Origin of the sequence: Halomonas sp. DP4Y7-1 (genome assembly GCF_019800705.1) — a bacterium.
Lineage (GTDB): Bacteria > Pseudomonadota > Gammaproteobacteria > Pseudomonadales > Halomonadaceae > Halomonas > Halomonas litopenaei_A.
This window is the reverse complement of record NZ_JAHVKS010000001.1, coordinates 667,151-691,850: the sequence shown is the minus strand read 5'-3', so window position 1 is coordinate 691,850 and position 24,700 is coordinate 667,151. Positions and strand designations below refer to the sequence as shown.

Sequence of the window (24,700 nt, the reverse complement as noted above, 5' to 3'; positions counted from 1 at the left end):
CGCAGGCATTCATGCAGTGCTTCCCAAGAAGTGAGCACAGCCATGTCGAGTGCAACACACAAAAAAGGGGCGAGGGCTATTGCCCTTCGCCCCCCTTGTCGTCTAGCCCAGGTCTTACGCGGGGTCCGGCGACGCCCCCGTGGCACTGGTCTGATGCTGCGGATCGGCCACTCCGGCTTGGCCCGGACGTCGACCGCTGGCATCACTCTGGGTGCCTGAGGTAGCGCCTTGATAGTCCGCCTCGCCCTCTCGGGTAGAACCATCCAAACGACCGCCTCCGCGACCTTCCATGCTGACGCTGATGCGTGGCGCACCAAGCTCGATGCCTACCTGCTCCATGCGACGCTTCAGCAGCATGTTGAAAGCACGCGCCACATCCCACTGCATCTCCGGGGAGGTCCGAAAACGCATCCGCAGGATCGCACAGCCATCCTCAAAGCGGTCGATACCCTGCATTTCCAGAGGTGACCAGATGTGGTGACGCATGATCGGATCCTGACGCAGGTCCCGCGCCGTTTCCTGCATCATGGTAGTGGCATCGTCGATCTTCATGTCGAAGGGAATGCGGATCTTCATCAACGCCACGCCAAACTGGCGCGACATGTTATGGATCGACTCGATCTTCGAGAAGGTGAGGATATGAACAATACCGTCTAGATCGCGCAGACGAACAGTGCGAAGGGTCAGCCCCTCCACCGTGCCCATATGACCATTGATCCGAACAAAGTCATCTACCGCCAGGGAGTCCTCCACCAGAATGAAGATGCCGGTAATCAGATCCTGGACCAGGGTCTGGGCACCAAAGCCCAGCGCCAGGCCGATGACCCCGGCACCCGCCAGCAGCGGTGTGACGTTGACCCCCAGGTTGGCCAGTCCAACGATGGAGGCAATCACCACGATCGTCGCGAAGACGACATTGCGAATCATCGGCGTAATGGTCTGAGCCCTGGCCTGGTTGACCCGACGTCCTCGCGACCGTGCCGATGACATCAGCGACCGCTGAATCGCAGTATCGGCGAATATCCACGCCAGCCAGGCCAGCAATACGGTGAAGGCAATCGCCAGGATGGCCTGACCGATGCGCACGCTGGCCACTCCCTCGCGACCGATGCCCACCAGGGAGCCGCCCCAGACCTGCAGCGACAGCTCGGCAAACACCAGCCAGGCCAACACGTGCCCCAGGGTATAGGCAAAACGTTCCAGCCGGCGCCGGTACTCACTGTGGTGACGGTGGCGTCCGCGGGAGTGGTCGTGTCGTTCGTTCTGCCGTCGCAGCAGCGCCGTCACCACCAGCGTCAGTACCAGCAGGGCGGCGTTGATGATCGATCGCGCCAGCGCCGTTCCCACGTCTCCCACGGTCACGAAAATCGCCACCAGTGACGCGCCGACCAGCAGCAAGGCCGGGATATGCCACAGTCGACCGATGACCCGCGTCACCTCGGTGTGGCTGTTGCAGTCCTTGCGAATGCTGTAACTGCGGTTGCGAATAAGGTGCTTGATCGGGCGCTTGAAACGCACGATGAAGCGGAAGGTCAATGCGGTGGCCAGAATGTTGGCCAGCACCGAGGCCAACGATGCCAGATCGAAGCCCAGCAACTCCACCAGGCGTTCAGACTTGAAGGCATCACCAAGGGCGATCAGGGCGCCAATTACAAACAGCGGACGCAGCGCGTGCTGCTGCAGCAGGCGCACCGCAGGATAGCGATGGCCGCTGGTGAACACCGATACCACGATTTCTACCACCACCGATAGAATGCGCCCACACAGGGCCGCATAGGCCACCACCGATACGCCCGTGGCTGCCGCACTTTCCGGGACGAGCTGCAGCACCCCCAGAATCGACAGGAACCCCAGCGCCCAGGGCAGCATGCGTCGCAGAAAGTGCGCTGCCAGCAGCCACGCCTTGGGGTCTCGTGGGAGGTCCATGGGCCACCCGCGACGACGACCGACCAACCGACCCAGCGCTACCAGGATGATGACGATGCCCCCCCAGGTGGCCATCAACACACTGAACTCGACCGCAAAGCGCGCCAGGTCACTGTGCTCGGTGCCGCTGACCAGGCCGTCGATATCCTGCCAGCCCTCGAAGAACTTGGCGCGCCACTGGACCATGGGCGACCTGGCGCTTTCGGCCTCTTCACCCAGCTCATTGAAGGTATCGGCCAGCGCTCCCAACAGCCCCTGCGAGTTGCCCTGCGCCTCTACCTCTGCCTGACCTGCCTGCCGCAAGGAGCGCAGACTGTCGACCAGCTGCTGGCGGCTCTGATCGCTCTCCAGCGTCTGGATCAAGGTATCGAGAGAGCGCTGCAGCTCTTCGGGAGAGGCTTCCTGGGCGGCACCACCATTACCGCTATTGCCGGCCAAGGCAGTCAGTCCGACACCTTGCGCCGACGCCTGAATAGGCACAAAACAGAGTAATAGAAGCGCGAGGAAGCTAACCCCTTGAAACACGTACCACCTCTTTTGCCTGAACCAAACCATTCGTGCTCCTCGCCACGTACGAATCGATGCCTTCGCGGATGAACCTTGACCGCCTGTGGTAGTCTGCGAAGAAATGCACCGTTGATGCCTCAATAGGATGCCGACATGAAAGCCCAAGCGCCACCCGAGCCCACCACCTCGGACGGAGCAACCCGCAAGGTGGGGGTCGAAATCGAATTCGCTGGTCTGGACGCCATGGCCACGACGAAGCTGGTCCAGTCGCTGTTCGAAGGACGCATCGACGTCCAGAGTGCACATCGCATGAAGGTCTGCGACACCCGCTGGGGCGACTTCAAGATCGAGCTTGATTCACACTACGTGCATCCTGACGCCGCCCAGGAGTCCGCCCAGCAGGATGACTGGGAGCGCATGCGCCGTGATATCGATCGCCGGTCGCGGGAGCTGCTGGGCGATATGGTGACCGGTGTGGTGCCGACGGAAATCGTCTGCCCCCCGGTGCCATGGGACGAGCTGGACACCCTCGACGCCCTGTTCGACGCTCTGCGTCAACATGGCGCAAAGGGCACCGAGGCCAGCTTGCTTTACGGCTTCGGACTGCACCTCAACCCTGAACTGCCGAGTCTCGAGGCGGCAGATATCCTGCGCTATCTGCGTGCCTATCTGCTCTCGGCCAACTGGCTCAGGGAACAGATTCGGGTCGACATCACCCGCGAGGTGCTGCCCCACGCCAATCCCTTTCACAAGCGCTACTGCCTCAAACTGTTCGACCCGGACTACGCTCCCGACATCGACACCTTGATCGATGACTACCTGGCCGACAACCCGACCCGCAATCGTGATCTGGACATGCTGCCGCTGTTTGCGCACCTGCGGCCAGAACACCCCCACGAGCTGTTTCGCAAGGAGCTCGTCCAGCCGCGCCCGACCTTTCACTACCGCCTGCCCAACGCACAACTCTCCGAGCCAGACTGGGGAGCCGTCACCGAGTGGAATCGCTGGCTGGAAGTCGAACGTCTCGCCTGCGCACCGGACACCTTGAGTGAGCGTATGGCGGAGTACCGGGCCCGTCACCTCGACCGCTCGTTATGGCAAAAGGTAAAGAACACGCTGACAGGAGATGCCAAGGATGGCTGAGCGTCCACTGATCGGCATATCCACCTCCGACCACAAGAGCCTGCTGGCCTGGTGGTTCGACTGGTTCGCGGTCTGGCGGCATGGCGGCCGGCCACTGCGACTGTCTCCGTCACGGCCCAGGCCAGAGCATCTGGATGGGCTGATCGTGGGCGGTGGTGATGACATCCAGGCACACCTCTACGGAGGAGAGATGCAGCTCGACGTGCGCGTCGATCCCCAGCGAGACGAGCTCGAACTGGAACTGCTGGCCCGGGAAATTCCGCGGAACACGCCAGTACTGGGCATCTGCCGTGGCTCCCAGTTGATCAACGTTCACCTCGGTGGGACCCTGGACAGCGATATCTACACCACCCACGAAGGGTTGAAGCGCCGTCGCACCGTGCTGCCGCGCAAGACCGTGGACATCGTCGAGGGCAGTCGCCTGCACCAATTGCTGAGGGTCAGCTGGTGCCGCATCAACAGCCTTCATCACCAGGCCGTCGAGCAGGCAGGGCGCGGCATCGACATCGTCGCCAGGGACCGGGATGGCCTGGTCCAGGGAATCGAATCGCGGGACCATGACTTCCTGCTTGGGGTGCAATGGCACCCGGAGTTTCTGGTGTTCAACCGCCCCCAGCAGCGGCTGATCAAGGCCTTGGTGAAAGCCTCATGCAAGCCTCATTGCGAACGTCGCCCGCCCGCCAAGGCCAGTCGGAATGCCGGTCAACGCGCGGCAGCGGCTGAACATCCGCTGTAGTCACTCATGGCGTCTGGCCATGGCCTGCGTCATGAACGTCACACTAGAGGCAACGCCAGTGCACAAAAAAGCCTGCCAGCGGCAGGCTTTTACTGATGCGGCAAGCTCTATCCAGCTAGCCGGCAGGGAGCGTCATCGCCCAGGCGATGACGCTCCCTGACGATCACACCAGTTTGGCATCGAGGCTGATCTCGGCGTTCAGCAGCTTCGAGATCGGGCAGCCCGCCTTGGCTTTCTCGGCGGCCTCATTGAACACGCTTTCCTCGGCACCAGGAATGCTGGCACGCACGGTCAGATGCACCTTGGTCACTGCAAAACCGCCGTCCACTTCTTCCAGGGTAACGTCAGCACTGGTGTCAATGCTGTCAGCTTCCAGGCTGGACCCCTCCAGAATCATCGACAGGGCCATGGAGTAGCAGCTGGCGTGGGCGGCACCGATCAACTCCTCTGGATTGGTACCGGCCTGACCTTCAAAACGCTGCTTGAAGTCATAAGGCACGTCGTTGAGCGCATCGCTGTTGGTCGATACTACGCCCTTGCCTTGCTTGAGATTGCCTTTCCACTGCGCTGATGCGGTATTGGTAATGCTCATATCGACTCCTTTCCATTGACAGACTGAGACTTCGATCGAGTTCGACGATCACCTCTGCGCCTTTCCCTTTGGCGCACGCTGAACACCCCTTGGCAACAATGTGAACCAGCGGCGGCGTCAGCGGGCAGTCTTCGTGGCACGCCACCAAGACTGATGTCACCACAGTGCATCTTCCATCAAGCAGTGTCCAGCCTTGTGCCCCCTGTTGCGTTGGCAACGGCGGACTCGGCTACGATAGTCCTGTTGAGTGTCCACGAAAGCCACAAGGAGTCCGCTTTCTCATGAGTCTTGCTACCGTTTCCCTCGGCCCCCATGATGCCGACACCCTCCCCGCGATTGGCCAAGGAACCTGGTTCATGGGTGAAGGGCGCGCACCGCGATCACGTGAAATCGCCGCCCTGCAGCGAGGGCTCGAACGCGGTCTGAGACTGATCGACACCGCCGAGATGTATGCCGACGGCGAGGCGGAAAGCGTCGTGGGAGAGGCCCTGGCAGGCCGCCGCGACCAGGCCTATGTGGTGTCCAAGGTGTATCCCTGGAATGCCAGCAGCAGCGGCGCCATCGCTGCCTGCGAAGCAAGCCTCAAGCGTTTGAACACAGACTACCTGGACCTGTACCTGCTGCACTGGCCCGGCAACGTTCCACTGGAAGAGACCCTGGAGGCCTTCGAGCGCCTGACAAACGCCGGCAAGATCCGCCACTTTGGCGTCTCGAACTTTGATGTGGAGGACATGCAGGCGCTGTCGAGCGTCCCCGGTAGCAGCCATTGCGCGGTCAATCAGGTGCTCTACCACCTGGCTTCCCGCGGCATCGAGGTGGCCTTGCGGCCATGGCAGCGACAGCATCGCATCCCGCTGATGGCCTACTGTCCTCTGGCGCAGGCCGGTGGCGTCGGGCCAGATCCACTGCGGGACCCCGAGCTCCAGGCCCTGGCGGCAGAACATCAACTGAGTCCCGCTCAGTTGCTGCTGGCCTGGGCCATTCGCCCCATCGACGGCAGTCGCGACGTCATCGCCATTCCCAAGGCCGCCACTCCCGACCACGCCGATGACAATGCGAAGGCACTGGAGGTAACGCTGGATGAGGCGACGCTTGCGCGCCTGGACGAGCTGTATCCGGCGCCGAGCACACGCGTACCCCTGGATATCGTCTAGGAAAGCACTGCATAAATGGCTGCGCTCGACATTTCGGCTTGCTGGCGGTACTCACGATCCTCATTTACCCACACGTAAACTCCGGTCTCTCCGTTCCGGCAGTAGCCGACCTGCCATCGCTCGCTACATTTACTCAGCACTTTCCTAATGTATATGGCTCAGCAGAAGCGCTGGCGCAGCTCCTCAAGCTGACGCGCCAGCGCCGCGCTGCCGATCTCCCTGAGCTTTTCGATATTGCGCTCAGGAATCGCCTCGGGGTCGGGATAGTGGGCCAGCGCCCGCTCCAGCCCCTCTTCTCGCAGCAGGTGCCACACCGGCCACGGCGAGCGATTGGTGAAGTTGGCCGGGTCATCGTCCTCGACCCCGTCGAACACGTAGTCCGGGTGAAAGCTCGCCAGCTGGAAGTCCCCTTCGTAGCCCTGATCGACCAGCAGCGCCTCGGCCATGGCCAGGGCGTCCAGGTAGTCATCGAAGTCGGCAAGCCCGTGGCTGAACACCAGCAGGCTGGTCTCCACCTCTGGCGCCACCTCCAGCTGGTGGCAGGCGTCCATCAGGGCCATCAGCGCCGGCTCGAGGGCGCGCCCGTCCACCTCGACATAGCGAATGGTGTCCCGCGCGAGCTCGCGACCGGCGAACGGGCAGACGTTCAGTCGGACCACGAATTCCTCGACCCAGGTCGCGGTAGCGGCAAGGCTTGGTGACAGAGCAGTGTCGGACATGGGCGGTTCTCGCAGGTTCAGTAGCAAGGCCGGTTCAGCGCCTTGACGCTAGCCTGTCGGCTAGCCGGGTCGGCTCAGGAAGCTTGTAGCGGCCAAGGCAGGCCACCGCCCAGGCAGCGGCGGTATCTACCATCAGCCGATGCCCAGGGGATACGAACACCGGCTTGACGCCGGCGCGAGAGCGTAGCACGACACCGATGCGCTCGTCCCCGTCAAGCAGGTCACAGGACTCACCTCGAGCCTCGGGCACATCACCATGACGTCCTGTCAGGCGCTTCTTCGCCACCCCCAGTGTCGGCAGGTCCAGCCACAGACCGAGGTGAGCGGCAACGCCCAAGCGCCTCGGATGGGCGATACCGTGTCCATCCACCATCACCAGGTCGACACGATGCTGTACCTTGTCGAAGGCCGCCAGCGCTGCCGGAATCTCGCGGAAGGACAACAGCCCCGGAATGTAAGGCATGCGCGTCGGCTCCCTGGCGACGACCTGCTCGACCACCTCGAGCGATGGCCAGGCCAGCACGACCACCGCGGCGCGGGTCGTCGTTTGCCCCTCCTCGAAGCCAATGTCGACACCGGCAATATGCTCGACGTCAGCGATCCGGTCCTCACGCTCGAGCCGCTGGGCCAACGAACGTTGCAGCGCGATGGCTTCCCTCGGTGCCAGTGCCCAGTCGTGCAGCGCCGGGCGGGGCGCGCAATGCAGCTTGGTCATAGCGCCTCCTTGTCGATGACCATGGGTGGCTGATGTCGCCATCTGCTCGCGGTAGACTATGCCTCCGCCACGGGCAACGACAAGCCGCGGGACTGCTCGGCCCAACGATCCATCAGGGAGGACGGATGCGCATCATCCACACTGCGGACTGGCATCTAGGCCAGAGCTTCCACGGCCAGGAGCGCCATGAAGAACACAAGGCGTTCCTCGACTGGCTGATTCAGGTCGCCGAGGATCACGCTGCCGATGCCCTACTGGTGGCCGGCGATGTCTTCGATGTCGTCAACCCCTCATTGCGTGCCCAGGAGATGCTGTACGACTTCATCGTCGAACTTCATCAGCGTTGCCCAGCGCTCACCCTGGTGCTGATCGCCGGCAATCATGACAGCGGTAGCCGTATCGAGCTGCCAGCGCCGTTGATGCGCCACCTGCGGACCTACGCGCTGGGACGGGTCGAGTTCATCGACGACGGCCACATTGATAGCGAGCGCTTGCTGGTGCCGTTGACCGATGCCCGTGGCGAGGTGGGCGCCTGGTGCCTCGCCCTGCCCTTCCTCAGGCCGGCGGAAATCACCGGTCGCCGACGCACCAGCGACCACCACAGCGATCGCCACGATGACTACGTCAGCAGCGTCGAGCGGGTTCACCGTGAGCTGATCGAGGCGGCCCGCCGCAAGCGCACCGACGGTCAGGCGCTGATCGCCATGAGTCACGCCCACCTGCGCGGCGCCGCCGTCTCGGAGGCTAGCGAGAGGCCTATCGTGATCGGCGGAGAGGAGTCCTTGTCTGCATCGCTGTTTCCCAATGATATCGACTACGTTGCCCTGGGCCATCTTCACCGCGCCCAGCGTGTGGGCGAGGAGCGCATACGCTACAGCGGCAGCCCGCTGCCACTGGACTTCAGTGAGGTCGACTACCCCCATCAGGTGCTCTTGCTGAGCCTGGACAACGGCACGCTTGCCAAGGTCGAGCCCCTGGCCGTGCCACGCGCCGTGACCATGCGACGCCTTGGACCGGCGTCCCTGGATGAGCTGTTGCAGGCCATCGACGATCTGCCCGAGCGCCAAGGGTCCGGTCCCACCGAGCGCTGGGACTGGCTGGAGATCAATGTGCGTCTCGAGGCGCCGATGCCGGAGCTACGCTCGCGCGTCGAGCAGGCACTGGCGACCAAGGCCGTGCGCCTGCTGCGTCTCAAGCGCGAGCTGCCCAGCAGCGCCGAGCAAGCCCCCCAACGCGGCGAGCGACTGGAGGACATCGGGCCACGGGAGCTGTTCACGCGCACCTGGCGCGAGGCCTGGGGAGAAGAGCCAGAGCAGGACGTCCTGGCGGACTTCGACGGACTATGTCAGCAGGTTCAGGATGACGATGCGTCCGAAAGCGCCAGCCGCCAAGGAGCATCAACGTGAAGATTCTTGCCCTGCGACTCGCCCAGCTGGCCTCACTGCCGGGCCCGCTAGAGCTGGATTTCAGCCAGCCCCCGCTGGCCGAGGCCGGCCTGTTCGCCATCACCGGTCCGACCGGCTCCGGCAAGAGCACCCTGCTGGATGCACTGTGCCTGGCCTTGTTCGGCAATACGCCACGCCTGCGCGGTGCGCCGAGCCGAGACTCCCACCTGGATGACCAGGACGGCTCACGCATTCTGACCTCGGACCCTCGCAGCCTGCTGCGCCGCGGTGCCGCCAGCGGCTACGCCGAAGTCGATTTCATTGGCCGCGACGGTCGCCGCTACCGGGCTCGCTGGGCCGTCCGCCGCGCCCGGGACAAGGCCACCGGCAAGCTCCAGGCCGTCGAGCAGTCGCTGCAGGACCTGGATGACGAGCGTCTGCTGACCGCCCAGAAGCGCGAGTTTGCAGAGTTGCTGCCAGACCGGCTCGGGCTGAACTTTGATCAGTTCACCCGTGCGGTGCTGCTGGCCCAGAGCGAGTTTGCGGCCTTCCTCAAGGCCGATGACAACGCCCGCTCGGACCTGCTGGAAAAGCTGACCGACACCGCTGAATACTCGCTGATCTCGATGGCGGCCTACCAGCGTGCCAAGGAAGCGCGGGACGCCGTGGCGCGGCAGCAAGCGCTGCTGGATGAGGACACTCCCAGCGACAGCGATCAGCGCCAGGCCATGGAGGCCGAGTTGAGCTCGGCCGAAGCCGCGCTCGCCGAGCAGCTGCAGGCACTGCGCCAGCTCGAGCAGGAAGCCAGCTGGTTGACCGAAGACGTCCAGTATCGAGAACGCCACGCTGAAGCCCGCCAGGCTCTGGACCAGGCAGAGCAGTCCTGGGCTGAGCTGGATGCACAGCGCCGCGAGCTTGAGTGGCTCGAACGCCTGGCCCCGCAGCGCAGCCAGTTTCAGCGTCAACACCAGCTGGCTCGGCAGCTGCCCGATGCCCGCCACACCCTCGAACAGCTCGAGCACAGCCTGGCGGCCACCCTCGACGATCAGCAGCAGCACGAACAGCAGCAGACGGCCGCCAAGTCTTCGCTGTCCACTGCCGAACGGGAGCGCGACGCAGCGCGTCCTCGCATCCAGCAGGCGCACCAGATTGCCAGCGAACTTCACGGCCACCAGCGAGAGCATGAGGCCCTCGAGCAGGAGCTGAGGCGTCGTCGTCAACAGCACGCCGAGCTTGGTCAGCAACGTGAGGCAGCCGACAGCGCGCTGCAGCAGCAGCGCCAGCAACGGGACAGCGCCACCGAAACCCTGGCGCACTACCTGGGCCCCGGCCAACGGGTGGCCGACGCCAGAACCGAGGCCCAGCAGAGCCTTGAGGATGCGGGGCAACGCCTGCTGGATCTCGGAGAGCTGCGCCAACGCTGGCAAAGGGCCAAGCAGCTCGATGATCAGCAGCGCCAGGTGACTGCCGAACACGAGCAGGCCAGACGACAGCGTGACCAATTGCTGGACGAGGGCAAGGCCGCACGGCAAGCCCTGGATGCCGCCACCCAGGCTCACGAGTCGCTCAGCCGCAGCATCGAAAGGCTGCGTGCCGTACGCAGCGACAAGGTGGATGCACTGCGCGCCACCCTGGCGCCGGATCATCCCTGCCCGGTCTGTGGCAGTCTTCAACATCCATGGCGTGACTCCCCCCCGGCCAGTGCCGAGGGCGCCCAGCTCGAAGCCACCATAGCCGAGGAGAATCGCCAGCTGGCGGCATCGGAACAGCAGCTGAGCGACTGTCGTCTGCGACGCGATACGCTGCTCGGAAGCTACCGGACCCTCGACGAGCGAGTGTCACAACTGGAGACCCAACTGGCGGAGCTGGCCCCGCATGGCGACCAGGCATCGACCCAGCTTGAGGCCCACCCGCTGTTCGACGCGAGCCTGCACGCACTGCAGCACTCCGCCAAGGACGTGGAGGACTGGCTGACGCAGCAAACCCAGCGCCAGCAGCAGCGTCATCAAGCAGCCAAGACACGTCTTGCGGCTGTTGAACAGGCCGAGCGCACGCTGGCCCCCCTGGCGGAGACCATCGCCAGAACAGAAACCGACCTCAAGACAGTGGCGGCGCGGATGGCCGACGTTGCCGAAGAGATCCAGCGACTCGATGAACGTCGCCCAACACTGAGTCAGGCGGTTGAGCGCCATCAGGCGGAGCTGTCGACCCTATTGGGCGATGACACCAGCGTCGACGCCTGGCAGCAACGCCTCGAGGCACACGTCCAACGAAGCCGCGAACACTACGAGCAGGCTCGCCAGGCGGTGGAGGAGCGGCAACGCAAGGTCATCAGCCTCAATCAGCAGCTCACCCATCAGCGCCACACCCTTCGCCAGCTCGAGGATGACAAGGCGGCACTGGATCAGCACCTCGCCAGCTGGCGTAGCCAGCAGCCGGAGCTGGACGACGAGCGGCTGGCGCAACTCCTCGAGCGCAGCGACGCCGACATCGAAGGGCTGCGCCGCCGGGTCGACAGCGCGCGCGATGCGCTGCAGACCGCCCGCACCAGCCTTGGGGAGCGACGCCGAGCTTGGCGCGGCTGGCGCCAGCGTCATCTGCCTGACCAGGATCCGGACACCCTGCTCGACACCGACACCGAGCACCGCCTGGCACAACGCCGCGAGGATCTGGCGTCCCGTCAACGCGAATGCCAGCCGCGAGTCGCCAACGCTCAGCAGACCCGGGACGCCGCCCTGCACCGCCTGCATGACGATGATCGCCGCCGCCAGCGTCAGCGCGATGGACTGGAAGCGCTCGAGGCCGCCCGCGCCGAACTCCACCGCTGGGGCCGGATCAGCGAGCTGATCGGCGCCGCCGACGGCAAGACCTTTCGCCGCATCGCCCAGGCCTGGAACCTGGAGCGTCTGATCGACGAGGCCAACGCACACCTGGCCGGCCTCAGCCGTCGCTACCGACTGGTGCGAGGAGGCAGCCCGCTGGGGCTGCTGGTCATCGATCGCGACGTGGCGGACGAGCGACGCTCGGTGCACTCCCTGTCCGGTGGGGAAACCTTCCTGGTCTCGCTGGCCATGGCTCTTGGGCTGGCTTCCCTGGCCTCGGGGGAGCTTGCCATCGAGTCACTGTTCATCGATGAAGGCTTCGGCAGCCTCGACCCACAGTCCCTGGCCCTGGCCATGGACGCACTCGATGGGCTGCAGGCTCAGGGCCGTCGAGTGGGTGTCATCTCCCACGTCCAGGAGATGCATGAACGCATTCCCGTGCAGATCCAGGTGATGCCTGGCGGCAATGGGGAGAGTCGCGTTGTGCTCACCGACTAGCGCCCTATGCTGCCGGGAGCCGAGACATCCACCACGACAGGAAGGCGTCCGCGTGCTGGGGCCAGCACACCGCCCATGATACATTGGCGCCTTCACCACACCCGCCCCTGGAGCCCCCATGACCGCTTACGACCTGCTCAAGACCCTGGTCGGCTTTGCCACCGTGTCTCGACAGTCCAACCTCGAACTGATCACCTTCGTCGAGCAATGGCTCGACCAGCACGGGGTGGAGCACTGGCGGGTCTCCAGCGATGACGGCTCCCGCGCCAACCTGCTGGCACGCATCGGTCCAGCCGTCCCAGGTGGGGTCGTGCTGTCGGGCCATACCGACGTGGTGCCGGTCACCGGCCAGCCCTGGTCTACCGACCCCTTCACCCTGACCGCGGGTGAAGGCGCCAACAGCGAGCGCCTGTATGGTCGCGGCACCTGCGACATGAAGGCCTTCATTGCCTGCGCATTGGCCGAAGTACCACGCTGGAGCCAGCTCGAACTTGAGGTGCCGATCTGGCTGGCCCTGTCCTACGACGAAGAAGTCGGCTGCGTTGGCGCCCCGCGCATGATCGAAAGACTGATGGCCGAACACCCCCGCCCCGCGGCGGTCGTGGTGGGTGAGCCGACGCTGATGTCACCGGTGGTGGCACACAAGGGAGCCACCAACTTCCGCACGACCGTGATCGGCCGCGAGGCTCACTCCAGCCAGGTGTATCAAGGCGTCTCGGCCATTCACGTGGCCGCTCGTCTGGTCACGCGCATCGAAGACGTGATGGCAGAGCTGAAGGAAGAAGGACGTGTGGATGAAGCGTTCAGCGTGATCCACTCCAGCCTGCACGTCGGCAAGATTGAGGGTGGTACCGCCATCAACATCATGGCCCGCCGCTGCACCTTCGAGTGGGAAATACGCCACCTGCCCACCGACGACGCGGAGGAACTGCTGGCCCGTGTCGAGGCCACCGCCCGCACCCTGGAGAGCGCCATGCAGGCACGCGCTCCCGAGGCGTCCATCACCACCGAGCGCCTCAATACCACCGTGCCTGCCCTGGCCGACCGCGACAACCGCGAGGCCCTGACCCTATGCCGCGAACTGCTGGGCGACAGCCCTGACGGCGCCGCCGTGGCCTACGCCACCGAGGCCGGTCAATTTCAGCTGGCCGGACTGCCCACCGTCATTTGCGGCCCCGGCAGCATCAGCCAGGCCCATCAGCCGGACGAGTACATTGAACGCCCCCAGCTGGATGCCGGCAGCGACTTCATGAGCGCTCTCGGCCAACGCCTGAGGAAGCGCCAGCCATGAGTCAGACATCGCGCCCAGGGCCGGCTCGTCTTGCCATCTTCAAGACCGGGGACAGCTTTAGTGACGTGGTCCAGCACCACGGTGATTTCGAGGATCTGTTCATCGCTCGCTTGCAAGGCTTTCGCCAGCAGGGCGGCATCATCGAGGTCATCGACGTGCGCCACGCCTCGCTGCCGGCGGTCTCTGACCAGGACGGCGTTATCGTGAGCGGGTCCCACGCCATGGTCTCCGACCAGGCACCTTGGAGCGAGGCGCTCAAACCCTGGCTACGTCGTGCTTGGCAGGCGAACCTGCCGCTGTTCGGGGTCTGCTACGGCCATCAGCTGATGGCAGATGCCTTTGGCGGCGTGGCCGGCTATCACCCGTCTGGTCGTGAATGCGGCACCCGGCTTCTGACGCTGACCGACGAGGGACGCAAGGATCCGCTGTTCGCCAGCCTGCCCGAGCGTTTCAACGCCCAGCTGACCCATGCTCAGAGCGCCCTGACGCGGCCGCCGCAGTCCATGATACTGGCCGCCAACGACCACGACCCCTATCAAGCCCTGCGTCATGGTCCGCGCCAGTACAGCGTGCAATTTCACCCGGAGTTCACCCCCGCCGTGACCGCCGCTTACCTGGCCCACCAACGTGAGGTGCTCGCCGACCAGGGGGAAGATCCTGACGCCTTGCACCAGGGGCTGCGCGATACAGCAGAGGCCAGCAGCCTGCTGGACGCCTTTGCGCTGAAGATGGTGATCAGCGACTAGTCGCCGATGTGCCCCCCCAGCCGTCGCCCCGTGGGCCCTGCCAGGGTCGCGAGCCGAATGCGCTGCGACAACATCGTCTGCGAACGCAAGAAGGCCGGTGGATATCCACCGGCCTTCTTGCGTTGTCGACATGACTTCTGTCTAGATCGCGTCAGATGGCTGTCGCTGCGGCATCAGCCGAGCACTGACGTTGCGACCGCGACCTGGGGCCACCTGGCGGTGGCCGCAGGTGCTCAGGCGCGGGACTGACGGCGTACCGGCGCATCGTCATCGCGACGACGACGCGGGGCGCGGTCACCGCTGCGCTCTCCATTACGGTCTCCATTACGGTCTCCACCACGATCACCACCGCGATCTTCACTGATTTCCAGCGGTCGACCGGCGACGCGAGCACGCGCCATCTTGGCCAGGATGCTGGCCGGCAGGCCGTTGGGCAGCTCAACCGTGGAGAAGCCGTTGCGAATATCGATGCGACCGATGCGGGCGCCTTCGATACCGCCTTCGTTGGCCAGGGCTCCGACCAGCTGACCCGGCTTGACGCCGTCCTTGTGACCGACGGACACGCGGTAGCGGGTCATGCCTTCGCTGGGTCCGCGGCTCTCGCGGCGACGCGGCGGCTTGCCGTCACGTGGGGCGCGATCATTGCGCTCCTTGCGCGGAGCCTGCAGGCGACCGATCGGTGCCTCATCAGCACGGGCCAGAGCCGAGAAGGCGCAAGCCAGATCGATCGGGTCATAGCCTTCCTCGACCAGACGCTCGACCAGCGCACGCTGCTCTTCGGCACCCTTGGTGACGGCGGCGATCACGCGCTGGTGGAAGACGTTGTCACGATGGGCGCGGATAGCGGCCTCGTCGGGCAGCTCCATGGCCAGCATCTTCTGGCCGGTGGCCTGCTCCAGCCAGCCCACCTTGCGGCCTTCACGGAAGCCGGCAAAGGTGATGGCGACACCGTCACGACCCGCACGGCCAGTACGACCGATACGGTGCGTGTAGGCTTCGGCATCCTGGGGCAGATCGTAGTTGATGACGTGGGTGATACGCGGCACGTCGAGACCACGCGCGGCCACATCGGTGGCGATCAGCACGTCGACCTTGGCGCGCTTGAGGCGCGTGATGGTGCGCTCGCGCAGGCTCTGATCCAGATCACCGGACAGGCTGGCCACGTTGACACCACGGGCAGACAGCTGCTCCATCAGAGTGGTACAGGCGGCACGGGTACGCACGAACACAATAGCGGCGTCGACCGGCTCGACCTCGAGGATACGCGACAAGGCTTCCAGCTTGGCGCCGCCATCGACGCGCACCAGGCGCTGCTCGATGCTTTCCGCGGTGGTGGTACGCGCTTCGATGGTGACCTTGACCGGATCCACCAGGTAGCGGTTGACGATGCGCTCGATCTCGCTGGGCAGGGTCGCCGAAAAGAACACGCGCTGGGCATCTTCAGGGGTGTCGGCAACGACACGCTTGACGTCGTCGATGAAGCCCATGCGCAGCATTTCGTCGGCTTCGTCCAGCACCAGGGCGCTGAGACCAGACAGCTTGAGGCTGCCACGGTCCAGGTGGTCAATCACACGGCCAGGCGTGCCGACGACGACCTGAGCACCACGGCGCAATGCGCTGAGCTGCTCGCGATATTCCTGACCGCCACACAGCGTTGCCACTTCCAGTCCCTTCAGGTTCTGGCCGTACTTGCTGAACGACACCGCTACCTGCTGGGCCAGCTCGCGGGTTGGCGCCAGTACCAGTACCTGAGGCTCACGACGATCCGTCTCGAGGCGCGAGAGCAAGGGAAGAGCGAAGGCAGCGGTCTTGCCGGTGCCGGTCTGGGCCTGGCCCAGCATGTCGCGGCCTTCCAGCAGGGCTGGAATGGTCTGCGCCTGAATGGGCGAGGGAGTCTCATAGCCCAGGGTCTCGATGGCGGAGAGAACGGCAGGCAGCAGGGCCAGATCACCGAAAGACGGTGAAGCGACAGTCGTCGAGGTCATGAATCACACCTTGGTAGGCCGGGGTTACCGGCAAAAAAACGTGGTTGGCGTCCCTGACACGCCCGATTTCGGGGCGAACAGAACGACGTCGCTCTACGCAACGCAGAGCAAGGTCAACATGTCAGTTGTCAGCATTCGGAGTCTGGGACGCCGGTCGCACCTGGCATCGGCTCAAGCAACGGACACGTCGTCCGTTCAAGAACCATCGTGGCGACCGTTTGCACCGCGGCCGTCGGAATCGACGTCGAGTGCTCCATCTTCACAATTCGAACGCGCTTGGCGCGTTGCAGCATCTGTGTGCTCGCGATATCCGTGGATATCGGAGGTCGCTGCGTCATGATGGTGGGGTCAACACATGCGAGGAGCGCGCATGCTACCATCGGCGAATGGTTCTTGCCACATCTTTTGTGAGCCATTCACCTAATTCCCGTTTCGGAGACATCGATGCCCCACCTATGGGTCGACGCCGACGCCTGCCCCAGAGTCGCTCGCGACATCATCGTGCGCGCGGCCGAACGCACGGCTACCCAGGCCTGGTTCGTGGCCAACCACCAGATCCCGCTACCGCCCTCCAAGTGGGTCAAGGCCATGGCGGTCAGCCACGGCTTCGATGCGGCCGACAACGAAATTGTCAGCCGCATTGCGCCAGGCGATCTGTTGATCACGGCGGATCTTCCCCTGGCCCTGGAGGCGCTCGTCAAGGGTGCCATGGTCATGACCAACCGTGGTGAGACGCTGGATCGCAATAACATCAAGGCAAGGGTCCAGATGCGGGACTTCATGGAAACCCTGCGCGCCAGTGGCGAGCACACCGGAGGCCCCAAGGGATACTCGGACACCGACCGGCGCGAATTCGCCAACGCGCTGGACCGCTGGCTGGCACGCCACGCCAGGCCTTAGCAGGCGGCGCTTGAGCAGGACTATCCGCGCTGGTAAATGCCTTCGCCCTTTAGCCGTGCCCTGTCATGCTGGCGATCCAGCGTCAGGGCCGGTCCCTTCGGCACGATGCGATTGGGATTGATGGTGACGTGGCTCATATAGTAGTGGCGCTGAATGTGCTCCATGTTGACCGTGTCGGCGATGCCCGGCCACTGGTAGAGCTCACGCAGGTAGTGACTCAGGTTCGGATAGTCCTCAATGCGATAGAGATTGCATTTGAAGTGGCCATGGTAGACCGCGTCAAACCGAACCAGGGTGGTAAACAGGCGAATATCGGCCTCGGTCAACCAGGCTCCCGCCAGGTAGCGATGATTGGCCAAGCGTGATTCCAGCCGGTCCAGGCAGGCAAACAGCGCCGAGACCTGGCGTTCGTAGACCGCTTGATCGGTGGCAAATCCCGCCTTGTAGACGCCATTGTTGACGTTTTCATAAACGTCGGCGTTGATCTCGTCGATGGTGTCGCGCAAGAACTCGGGATAGAGATCGTTGCGGTTGCCGGTCAGCGCATCAAAGGCGCCGTTGAACATTCGCACCAGCTCTGCCGACTCATTGTTGATGATTCTGCCCTGCTGCTTGTCCCACAGTGCGGGCACGGTCACTCGACCGGTGTAGTGCGGGTCGGTCAGGGTGTAAAGCTGATGGTGAAAGCTCACGCCATTGACCCAGTCACCGCTGGATCCCTCCGCCTCGTTGTAGCTCCAGCCATTCTCGAGCATCAGCGGGCTGGTGAAAGACACACCAATGAGTGACCTCAACCCCTTGAGTTGTCGCATGATCAAGGTACGGTGCGCCCAGGGACAGGCCAGCGAAACGTACAGGTGGTATCGATCCGCCTCAGCCGGCACCCCCGGGACGCCCTGTGGACCCTGGCTACCATCGGCGGTCACCCAGTCCCGCAACTTGGCCGACTCCCGCACAAACTCGCCCCCGGTGCTGTCGGTGTCATACCACTGATCCCGCCACACGCCATTGACCAGCAAGCCCATCGCCATCTCTCCTCGATATGGTGTCACATGGCAGCAGCTTACGACGCACTGCGTCGACGACAAGCGCAGCTTTTACGGCGAATCGTCCGATTTTTTCGAATGACTGTGCGTATCGGAGGCCCCATCACAGCGGCGAACCGCCCGCCGTAGATGCTCTGCCATGGCTCTGGTGGCAGGTCCTGCACGATCCGCATCTCGATGAAACAGCTGAATGGGAACATCTCGCACGCCCCCCGCCTGCAGCGGCAGGGCCTTTAGCCTGCCGCTATCCAGCTGCCGGCGAATACGAGTCTCGGGCAACCAGGCGAAGCCCAGGCCGTGTTCGAGCATCTCCAGAGACGTGGCGATGTGACTCACGGTCCACCGCTGCTCGGCCTTGAGCCAGCCCGAATCTCGCGCGGCGCGATGGGAGGAGTCCCGCACGACCACCTGACGGTGATGTTCCAGATCGCGCAGGTCCAGCAACCTGTCCAGCCCATGCAAGGGATGGTCGGGGTGGGCCACCGCGATAAACGGCACGCTGACCAGCGGCTCACCCAGGTAGCCGGGTGCAGGCAGGCCAGAGACCAGCAGATCGGCACGTCCATCCTGCAACATCTCGACGCCACCGTTGAGCACCGACTCATGCAACTGCAGCCTGACCTGAGGAAAGGCGTCGGAAAACGCCTCCATGGCGCGCGCCAGCGCCTCTGAGGGATAGATCTGATCGACGCTCAGGACCACTTCAGCTTCGAGTCCCTCCCGCAGTCGCGCTGCTATGTCAGCCAAGGCATCCGACCCTTCCAGCAGCTGCCGGGCGCGGCGTAGCAGCAGCGCGCCCTCCTCGGTCAGTCTGACTTGCCTCCCCACCGGTTCGAGCACCTTCACACCGAGCTGTTCTTCCAGCTTGTGTACGGCGTGGTTCAGCGTTGATGGGCTCTTGTGAATGGCGTCAGCTGCGCGCGCAAAACCGCCGTGGTCAACAACGGCGGCGAGCATCTGCCATTGAGCAAGCGTCACACGGGACATCCTGGAACCTTATGTTTCGTCGTTGGTACAAAGCATGCCAGCCGCCATGACTTTTTGACATGGATCAACAACGCTCGCATTCGCCGTCGCCAGCGAAACCCTCCGAGAATTCAGTAAAATTTGGATGTCCGACCCTGGTTCCCTGGATGGCAGAGGTGGGTCCGATCAAGCACACAGCTCCGTCGTTTTGACGGTATTAAGTATGAAGAACACCATCACCCTCGGCACGGCATAAAGAACTACGACTTTACGGGGGGTTGCAAAGTTTCTGTAGCGAGGGTCCAATACACGGTAGTTAATAAACAGCGTTCGAGAAAAATGCGGTCGCTGCTTTTCCTCCTATAAGCGCTTCTGGGCACAGTAAGTCCCAGTATAAGCGCCCTTCCTGTATGGCCATACAGTCTAGCGATACCGCCTTCCATGGGGTATGGTGCGATAGCCTATATATATTTACCTTCATCACTTTTTTTATGGCCTTTTACCCATGATGCGAATCCTTCATTCGCTGCCCCGCACGCACAAGCTGCTGCTTTTACCCGTTGCCACCATGGTCACAGTGCTGGGCGCCCATAAGATCGTCACCACCTACGAAGATGTCCAGCGCGACAACCAGTCGCTGGAATCTGTCCTGGTTCCCCTCGACAGCAGCGCCACCCCAGGCCTGCCGTCACTGGACTTCGAGCGAACACCTGTCGCCGAAGCCATCGACCTCGCACTCGATGCCACCAGCCAGCACATCCCGATTTCACAGCTCAAGGCGACAGAAATCGTCGACATCGACTTCGTCGATACTGCCCACGCTGACGTCAAGTTTGAAAACGCCATGCGTTCATCGTCGGGGCTACCGCCGCTGTCCTTACAGTCCACCCGCTCGCTCTCTGGCGCCGCAGCTTCATCAACCGCGGCGCCAGTTGCTTTGGAAGGCCCCGAGCAGGCACCGGCCTTCAAGCTCGACGAAGGCTCACTGCATATCGCGGTGGTGCTGGGCACCGTCGCCAGCGGGATGCTGGAACAGCAGTCACTCGATGTCGCCAGCGACGCCACCTCTTACGAAGACGTGAGCGAAGACGAGCTGGAGCTGTTCGATGAAGGCCCGATCGTGCTGGAAGAGGAAATTGCGGCCAACGAACCCTTCGTGCCGACCTGGCAGACCTACCGCGTGCGCCAGGGCGATACCTTTGCAGAAATGGCTGAAAAGACACTGGGCCTGGGCTACAGCGAGGTCATGGCGCTGCTGGAAGATCTGCCCGACCAGAATGTCCTGACCCGCTGGCGGGTCGGCAATACCTTTGAATACCAGCTCGATGAAGATGGCCGTCTGCAGGCTCTGCGCATCATGAAGAACGTGCGCGACGGCTACCTGATTGAGCGCGAGGCTGAAGGGTTTGACGTTGCCACGATCGAGCGCGCGGGAGAGTCCTCCCAGCGCCTCTACGCGGGCACCGTCAGCGGCAGCTTTGCACGCTCTGCCGAAGCCGCCGGCCTCAGCCGCGCCGAAGTCGCCGAAATGGCACGGGTACTCGAGAAGAAGCTCGACTTTCGCCGCGACACGCGTCGAGGGGACGGCTTCAGGGTGCTGGTGGAATCCGACATCATCGATGGGCAGCGCCTCGACCCCCGCGTCCTGGCGGTTTCCTACTCCGGCGAGCGCATGGATCTGACCCTGGTGCGCAACCCCGAAGACAACAATTTCTATACGCCTGAGGGCCAGAGCCTTGATCCGGCCTTCAATCGCTACCCCTTCTCGGGCAGCTATCGCATCAGCTCCAACTTCAACCTGCGTCGCCACCACCCGGTGACAGGGCGCATCAGCCCGCACAAGGGCACCGACTTCGCGATGCCGATCGGCACCAGCGTCGAAGCTCCCGCCAATGGTCGCGTCGAAAAGGTCGGTAACCACCCCGCCGCTGGTCGCTACATCGTGATTCGTCACGACAATGGCTACAAGACGCGCTACCTGCACCTGTCGCGTCCGCTGGTCAGCACCGGCCAGCGCGTCACCATGGGCGAGCGCATTGCGCTGTCGGGCAACACCGGACGCAGCACCGGCCCTCACCTGCATTATGAAGTCATGGTCAGCAACAACCAGGTTGACGCCATGCGCGTGGCGCTGCCGGAAAACCAGAGCCTGTCCGGGCAGGCCCTGGCCGCCTTCCAGCAGGAAACCGGCCCCACCCTGGCAGCCCTCGAAACCGCCACGCCAGGCTCGGAGGTCGCCCTGGCAGAAGAACTGGGCGACAGCGACAGCTAGATAAAGACAGCGAAGTAACGACCTCGAACACGACAAGGCCCTGCCTCCTAGGCAGGGCCTTGTCGTTGGGGCGTGTCGAACATCACAGCATTGACCCTAGCGACGTACCATGCATCAACAGGCATCGCTCGTCACGATAGCAATGATCCTAGCAGCATTGCCCCTAGCCACGCCCGCGCCAGTAATCCATTCGCCGCGTCAGCTGATCTTTCCAGTGCTGTGCCAGCGCCTCTACCTGGCGTAGTTCAGCCATCACCTCCAGCGCCGCTCGACGATCTTCCAGCACGCGCCAGCAGGACGCCACTGTCCACGCCTGCGGTCCCCGCTCGACCACATGGATCTGTGGCTGGGCCGGCACCCAGCCTTCTTCCAGCACTCGATACAGCCATCCCATACGGGCATCCTGCATGAACGCTCGTGCCAAGCCTGGCTGACCGGTGCGAGCATCCACCTTGGCACATGGTTGGCGCGGCTGTGACACCTGAACCAGGGCTTCCCCGATGCGATAGACATCGCCAATTCTGACCTGCCGCTCGTCGGCGCCTTGGCTTGAGATGTTTTCACCAAGCACCCCTGGCCGGAACATCTCACGGGCCGCGGGAAATCGCTCGCGCCAGTGCTGGTGGTGATCGGCGGCATAGTGGCAAAGCGCGCGATCTTCTCCACCATGATCCACCTGGTTGGCCTGGCTGTCGTCTGCCAGACCAGACCGTCCAAGCCACTGTGGACTGGCCGCCAATACCTTGAAAATGCCGCTCTTCTCGCCAAAGCCTGGCAACATCTGGGGCTCACTGACGTAGGGCCCCTGAACATCACTGAACATGGTCTTGCTCCCCTGCTGCGGGTCCTTGGGAGTTGCCGCGCCGCCGGCGCGGGACGGGCACATGGCGTCCTGCCTGGCGCCAGCGTCCCGTGTCGATCTATCCGCTCAAGCCCACGGACGGTGGGGGCTGGCTGAACGCATCATCATCCAGCAGCTGCATGCCTTGCTCGATATCCGCCGTCAGCGCCTGGCAGAATGCCTCACTATCGCCCTCGCGCAGGGCCTGAGTCATCTCGCGATGGTGGTCATCGGCGATACCCGAGCCGCCCCAGCGAGTACAGATGAAGCCCATGCTCGGTCCGTACTGCTGCCATAGCTGCTCGACCAACGGCAGCAGTACCGCAGATCCACTGAGCCGATAGATCAAGAAGTGAAAGGCGTGGTTACCCCGCATGTAGCGCCGCAGATCACCCGCCTCAATGGCGCGATTGATGCTGTCATCCAGCGCTTCCAGCGCCTCCATGTGGCAGCTCTCGATAAACGGAAACGCCTGGCGGGCAAGCTCGCTCTCGAGACTGCGGCGAGCGAACAGCACTTCAACAAAGCGCTCGCGACTAAGGTAGGGAACGATGATCTTGCGACTGTCGACGAATTGCAGCGCACCTTCGCTGACCAACCAGCGCACGGCCTCACGGGCGGGCATGGCACTGGTGTCATAGCAGGCCGCAACCCCACGTATCGACAGGACATCGCCGGGACCAAACTCCCCCTCGCACAGTCGACGACGCAAATCCTGATGGATGCGCATCGAGGCAGTGTCCGGCTGAAACGCAGGCGCCGCCGCGCCCACAGGGCTGGGCCCGGTAACGATGTCTGCCGTTGTCGGTGTTGCAGGCCGAGCCTGATTCATGGCGCTCCTCGGTCGTGATGGCGGCAAAGTGGCGGCCGCACAGCTATCGTCGTCCAGCCTAGCCTAACCGAGCCCGCCCGCCTACCACCGCCTGGCCAAGGAGGACGACCCACCACCAACGGTAGGCCGCGCAGAGATCTGGCGAAGCGTCATTAGCCAGTAACAGCAAAGCAGAAGGAAGTCGTGATGCACACGCCTCTTGCTTGTGCGCTGTGGAGCTTGCTGCTAGTGTGATCACACCATGTGATCACACTAACAATGACACCGTGACGTCCCCGGAGGCCCCATGGCACAACCGCGCTGCGCATCCTACTACTCGGCAACCCTCCATCAGGAAACCCACTACCCTGTCGTGGAGGGGGAGCATAGCGTTGATGTAGCGATCATCGGCGGCGGCTTTACCGGCATCAACACGGCATTGGAACTGGCGGAGCGCGGCTACCGGGTGGCAGTGATCGAAGCCAACAAGATCGGCTGGGGCGCTACCGGTCGCAACGGCGGCCAGGTCACTGGCAGTCTCTCCGGCCAGGACGCCATGCTCAAGCAACTCAGCGGCCCCCTGGGGCGTGAGCAGGCCGAAAACTTCGTGTGGGATCTACGCTGGCGCGGTCATCGCATCCTGCGCCAACGCGTCGAACGCTATGGCATTGATTGCGACCTTAAATTCGGCCACCTGCATGCGGCCTATCAGCCAAGCCATCTGGACGAGCTGAAGCGTGACGTGGACGCCTCACAGGGCCACGACATTGCCCAGCACCTGTCGCTGCTGGATGCACAGCAGACACGTCAGCTCGTTGGTACGACGCTCTATCACGGCGCCGTGCGCAACGACTACAACATGCACCTGCATCCTCTCAACCTGTGCCTGGGCGAGGCGCGGGCCATCGAATCCCTGGGTGGGCTGCTGTTCGAGGGCTCCGAGGTGACCGACGTTGTGCACGGCGATGCCCCTTGCGTGATCACCGATCGCGGACGTGTCCATGCCGCCAGCGTGGTGCTCGCCGGCAATGCCTACCACCGCCTCGAGCGCAAAGCGCTCAAGGGCAAGCTGTTTCCCGCGTCGCTGGGCATCGTCACGACGGCTCCGCTTAGCGCCGAACAGCGCCAGGCCATCAATCCTCAGGACCTGGCCGTCTATGACACCCGCTTTGTGCTCGACTATTACCGCCTGACCGCCGACGGTCGTCTACTGTTCGGCGGCGGTGCCAACTATTCCGGCAAGGCAAGCCAGGACATCGGGGCAGAGTTACGGCCGCGCCTCGAACACACCTTCCCGCAGCTTGCTGGGGTAGCACTCGACTACCAGTGGCAAGGCCAGGCCGGCATCGTCATCAACCGCATTCCCCAGCTGGGACGACTGTCTCCCAATGTGTTCTATGCCCAGGGCTACTCTGGCCACGGCATCGCCACCTCGCACATCGTCGGCAACATCATGGCAGCAGCGGTCAGCGGCCAGCTCGAAGAATTCGATCTGTTTGCCAATATGCGCCACTGGCGTATTCCGGTCAGCGAGCGTATCGGCAATGGCCTGCTGGCGGCCGGCATGTGGTACTACCAGCTCCGCGAGAGACTTCGCTAGGCCCTAAGACCTACCCCACATAACAACGATGCCATGACGCCACGC

General features: G+C 63.5%; 19 protein-coding genes. 10 read left to right on the top strand and 9 right to left on the bottom strand.

The features are described 5' to 3' along the window. Positions 1-114 precede the first annotated feature (114 nt). The gene (locus tag KUV72_RS02785) at positions 115-2,481 is read right to left on the bottom strand and encodes a mechanosensitive ion channel family protein (protein ID WP_222237355.1); all 2,367 of its coding nucleotides are present in this window, start codon (positions 2,479-2,481) and stop codon (positions 115-117) included. Between the two features lie 105 nt (positions 2,482-2,586). On the opposite strand from KUV72_RS02785, the gene KUV72_RS02780 reads away from it, so the two are divergent. Further along, complete coding sequence (locus KUV72_RS02780) at positions 2,587-3,576, top strand: amidoligase family protein (protein WP_206942860.1); 990 nt, start codon at positions 2,587-2,589, stop codon at positions 3,574-3,576. Next, positions 3,569-4,312 (top strand): gamma-glutamyl-gamma-aminobutyrate hydrolase family protein, encoded by a 744-nt coding sequence (locus tag KUV72_RS02775; RefSeq protein WP_206942862.1) that lies wholly within the window; start codon positions 3,569-3,571, stop codon positions 4,310-4,312. The genes KUV72_RS02780 and KUV72_RS02775 overlap by 8 nt, the downstream gene beginning before the upstream one ends. Before the next feature lie 163 nt (positions 4,313-4,475). Here KUV72_RS02775 and KUV72_RS02770 read toward each other — a convergent pair whose 3' ends face one another. Next, a complete protein-coding gene (locus KUV72_RS02770) occupies positions 4,476-4,904 on the bottom strand; it encodes an OsmC family protein (RefSeq protein WP_206942863.1) in 429 nt (142 codons plus the stop codon). 281 nt (positions 4,905-5,185) lie between these two features. On the opposite strand from KUV72_RS02770, the gene KUV72_RS02765 reads away from it, so the two are divergent. Further along, positions 5,186-6,058, top strand: coding sequence for an aldo/keto reductase (locus KUV72_RS02765; RefSeq protein ID WP_222237354.1), 873 nt, complete (start codon positions 5,186-5,188; stop codon positions 6,056-6,058). A 158-nt stretch (positions 6,059-6,216) separates the two neighbouring features. On the opposite strand, the gene KUV72_RS02760 is transcribed toward KUV72_RS02765, so the two are convergent. Together KUV72_RS02760 and nfi are read right to left on the bottom strand one after the other, a co-directional pair. Beyond that, entirely contained in the window at positions 6,217-6,777 is a 561-nt protein-coding gene (locus KUV72_RS02760) for a DUF1415 domain-containing protein (RefSeq protein ID WP_222237353.1), read from the bottom strand. A 34-nt stretch (positions 6,778-6,811) separates the two neighbouring features. Beyond that, a complete protein-coding gene (nfi, locus tag KUV72_RS02755; protein WP_222237352.1) occupies positions 6,812-7,492 on the bottom strand; it encodes a deoxyribonuclease V in 681 nt (226 codons plus the stop codon). Positions 7,493-7,617: 125 nt separating this feature from the next. Here nfi and KUV72_RS02750 point away from each other — a divergent pair, with 125 nt between their 5' ends. The 4 genes from KUV72_RS02750 (at position 7,618) to KUV72_RS02735 (ending at position 14,234) form a co-directional block, all read left to right on the top strand. After that, the gene (locus KUV72_RS02750; protein WP_222161969.1) at positions 7,618-8,898 is read left to right on the top strand and encodes an exonuclease SbcCD subunit D C-terminal domain-containing protein; all 1,281 of its coding nucleotides are present in this window, start codon (positions 7,618-7,620) and stop codon (positions 8,896-8,898) included. Further along, entirely contained in the window at positions 8,895-12,197 is a 3,303-nt protein-coding gene (locus tag KUV72_RS02745) for an AAA family ATPase (protein ID WP_222237351.1), read from the top strand. The genes KUV72_RS02750 and KUV72_RS02745 overlap by 4 nt, the downstream gene beginning before the upstream one ends. Positions 12,198-12,315: 118 nt before the next feature. Continuing rightward, complete coding sequence (gene argE / locus KUV72_RS02740; RefSeq protein WP_222237350.1) at positions 12,316-13,488, top strand: acetylornithine deacetylase; 1,173 nt, start codon at positions 12,316-12,318, stop codon at positions 13,486-13,488. Further along, positions 13,485-14,234: a glutamine amidotransferase gene (locus tag KUV72_RS02735; protein ID WP_222237349.1), complete on the top strand. Its 750-nt coding sequence runs from the start codon at positions 13,485-13,487 to the stop codon at positions 14,232-14,234. Before argE ends, KUV72_RS02735 begins: the two co-directional genes overlap by 4 nt. A 233-nt stretch (positions 14,235-14,467) precedes the next feature. Here the strand turns inward: KUV72_RS02735 and KUV72_RS02730 are convergent, their stop codons facing one another. Then, entirely contained in the window at positions 14,468-16,219 is a 1,752-nt protein-coding gene (locus tag KUV72_RS02730; protein WP_222237348.1) for a DEAD/DEAH box helicase, read from the bottom strand. A 444-nt stretch (positions 16,220-16,663) separates the two neighbouring features. Here KUV72_RS02730 and KUV72_RS02725 point away from each other — a divergent pair, with 444 nt between their 5' ends. After that, positions 16,664-17,119: a YaiI/YqxD family protein gene (locus KUV72_RS02725; protein WP_222237347.1), complete on the top strand. Its 456-nt coding sequence runs from the start codon at positions 16,664-16,666 to the stop codon at positions 17,117-17,119. Between the two features lie 20 nt (positions 17,120-17,139). On the opposite strand, the gene KUV72_RS02720 is transcribed toward KUV72_RS02725, so the two are convergent. Both KUV72_RS02720 and KUV72_RS02715 read right to left on the bottom strand, forming a co-directional pair. Further along, positions 17,140-18,144, bottom strand: coding sequence for a glutathione S-transferase family protein (locus KUV72_RS02720; RefSeq protein ID WP_222237346.1), 1,005 nt, complete (start codon positions 18,142-18,144; stop codon positions 17,140-17,142). 72 nt (positions 18,145-18,216) lie between these two features. Beyond that, positions 18,217-19,152: a LysR family transcriptional regulator gene (locus KUV72_RS02715; RefSeq protein ID WP_222237345.1), complete on the bottom strand. Its 936-nt coding sequence runs from the start codon at positions 19,150-19,152 to the stop codon at positions 18,217-18,219. 484 nt (positions 19,153-19,636) lie between these two features. Between KUV72_RS02715 and KUV72_RS02710 the strand changes: the two genes are divergently transcribed. Beyond that, positions 19,637-21,403: a peptidoglycan DD-metalloendopeptidase family protein gene (locus KUV72_RS02710; protein ID WP_222237344.1), complete on the top strand. Its 1,767-nt coding sequence runs from the start codon at positions 19,637-19,639 to the stop codon at positions 21,401-21,403. A gap of 163 nt (positions 21,404-21,566) precedes the next feature. Here the strand turns inward: KUV72_RS02710 and KUV72_RS02705 are convergent, their stop codons facing one another. Then, positions 21,567-22,226: an MOSC domain-containing protein gene (locus KUV72_RS02705; protein WP_222237343.1), complete on the bottom strand. Its 660-nt coding sequence runs from the start codon at positions 22,224-22,226 to the stop codon at positions 21,567-21,569. A 97-nt stretch (positions 22,227-22,323) separates the two neighbouring features. Beyond that, on the bottom strand, positions 22,324-23,076 hold the full coding sequence (locus KUV72_RS02700) for a GntR family transcriptional regulator (RefSeq protein WP_222237342.1): 753 nt from the start codon (positions 23,074-23,076) through the stop codon (positions 22,324-22,326). Positions 23,077-23,362: 286 nt separating this feature from the next. Between KUV72_RS02700 and KUV72_RS02695 the strand changes: the two genes are divergently transcribed. After that, positions 23,363-24,655 (top strand): NAD(P)/FAD-dependent oxidoreductase, encoded by a 1,293-nt coding sequence (locus tag KUV72_RS02695; RefSeq protein WP_222237341.1) that lies wholly within the window; start codon positions 23,363-23,365, stop codon positions 24,653-24,655. Positions 24,656-24,700: the final 45 nt, after the last annotated feature.

Bases quoted from the DNA above. Each gene is read 5' to 3' on its own strand.
- KUV72_RS02785 (WP_222237355.1), bottom strand. From the start codon at position 2,481: ATGGTTTGGTTCAGGCAAAAGAGGTGGTACGTGTTTCAAGGGGTTAGC.
- KUV72_RS02780 (WP_206942860.1), top strand. From the start codon at position 2,587: ATGAAAGCCCAAGCGCCACCCGAGCCCACCACCTCGGACGGAGCAACC.
- KUV72_RS02775 (WP_206942862.1), top strand. From the start codon at position 3,569: ATGGCTGAGCGTCCACTGATCGGCATATCCACCTCCGACCACAAGAGC.
- KUV72_RS02770 (WP_206942863.1), bottom strand. From the start codon at position 4,904: ATGAGCATTACCAATACCGCATCAGCGCAGTGGAAAGGCAATCTCAAG.
- KUV72_RS02765 (WP_222237354.1), top strand. From the start codon at position 5,186: ATGAGTCTTGCTACCGTTTCCCTCGGCCCCCATGATGCCGACACCCTC.
- KUV72_RS02760 (WP_222237353.1), bottom strand. From the start codon at position 6,777: ATGTCCGACACTGCTCTGTCACCAAGCCTTGCCGCTACCGCGACCTGG.
- nfi (WP_222237352.1), bottom strand. From the start codon at position 7,492: ATGACCAAGCTGCATTGCGCGCCCCGCCCGGCGCTGCACGACTGGGCA.
- KUV72_RS02750 (WP_222161969.1), top strand. From the start codon at position 7,618: ATGCGCATCATCCACACTGCGGACTGGCATCTAGGCCAGAGCTTCCAC.
- argE (WP_222237350.1), top strand. From the start codon at position 12,316: ATGACCGCTTACGACCTGCTCAAGACCCTGGTCGGCTTTGCCACCGTG.
- KUV72_RS02735 (WP_222237349.1), top strand. From the start codon at position 13,485: ATGAGTCAGACATCGCGCCCAGGGCCGGCTCGTCTTGCCATCTTCAAG.
- KUV72_RS02730 (WP_222237348.1), bottom strand. From the start codon at position 16,219: ATGACCTCGACGACTGTCGCTTCACCGTCTTTCGGTGATCTGGCCCTG.
- KUV72_RS02725 (WP_222237347.1), top strand. From the start codon at position 16,664: ATGCCCCACCTATGGGTCGACGCCGACGCCTGCCCCAGAGTCGCTCGC.
- KUV72_RS02720 (WP_222237346.1), bottom strand. From the start codon at position 18,144: ATGGGCTTGCTGGTCAATGGCGTGTGGCGGGATCAGTGGTATGACACC.
- KUV72_RS02715 (WP_222237345.1), bottom strand. From the start codon at position 19,152: ATGTCCCGTGTGACGCTTGCTCAATGGCAGATGCTCGCCGCCGTTGTT.
- KUV72_RS02710 (WP_222237344.1), top strand. From the start codon at position 19,637: ATGATGCGAATCCTTCATTCGCTGCCCCGCACGCACAAGCTGCTGCTT.
- KUV72_RS02705 (WP_222237343.1), bottom strand. From the start codon at position 22,226: ATGTTCAGTGATGTTCAGGGGCCCTACGTCAGTGAGCCCCAGATGTTG.
- KUV72_RS02700 (WP_222237342.1), bottom strand. From the start codon at position 23,076: ATGAATCAGGCTCGGCCTGCAACACCGACAACGGCAGACATCGTTACC.
- KUV72_RS02695 (WP_222237341.1), top strand. From the start codon at position 23,363: ATGGCACAACCGCGCTGCGCATCCTACTACTCGGCAACCCTCCATCAG.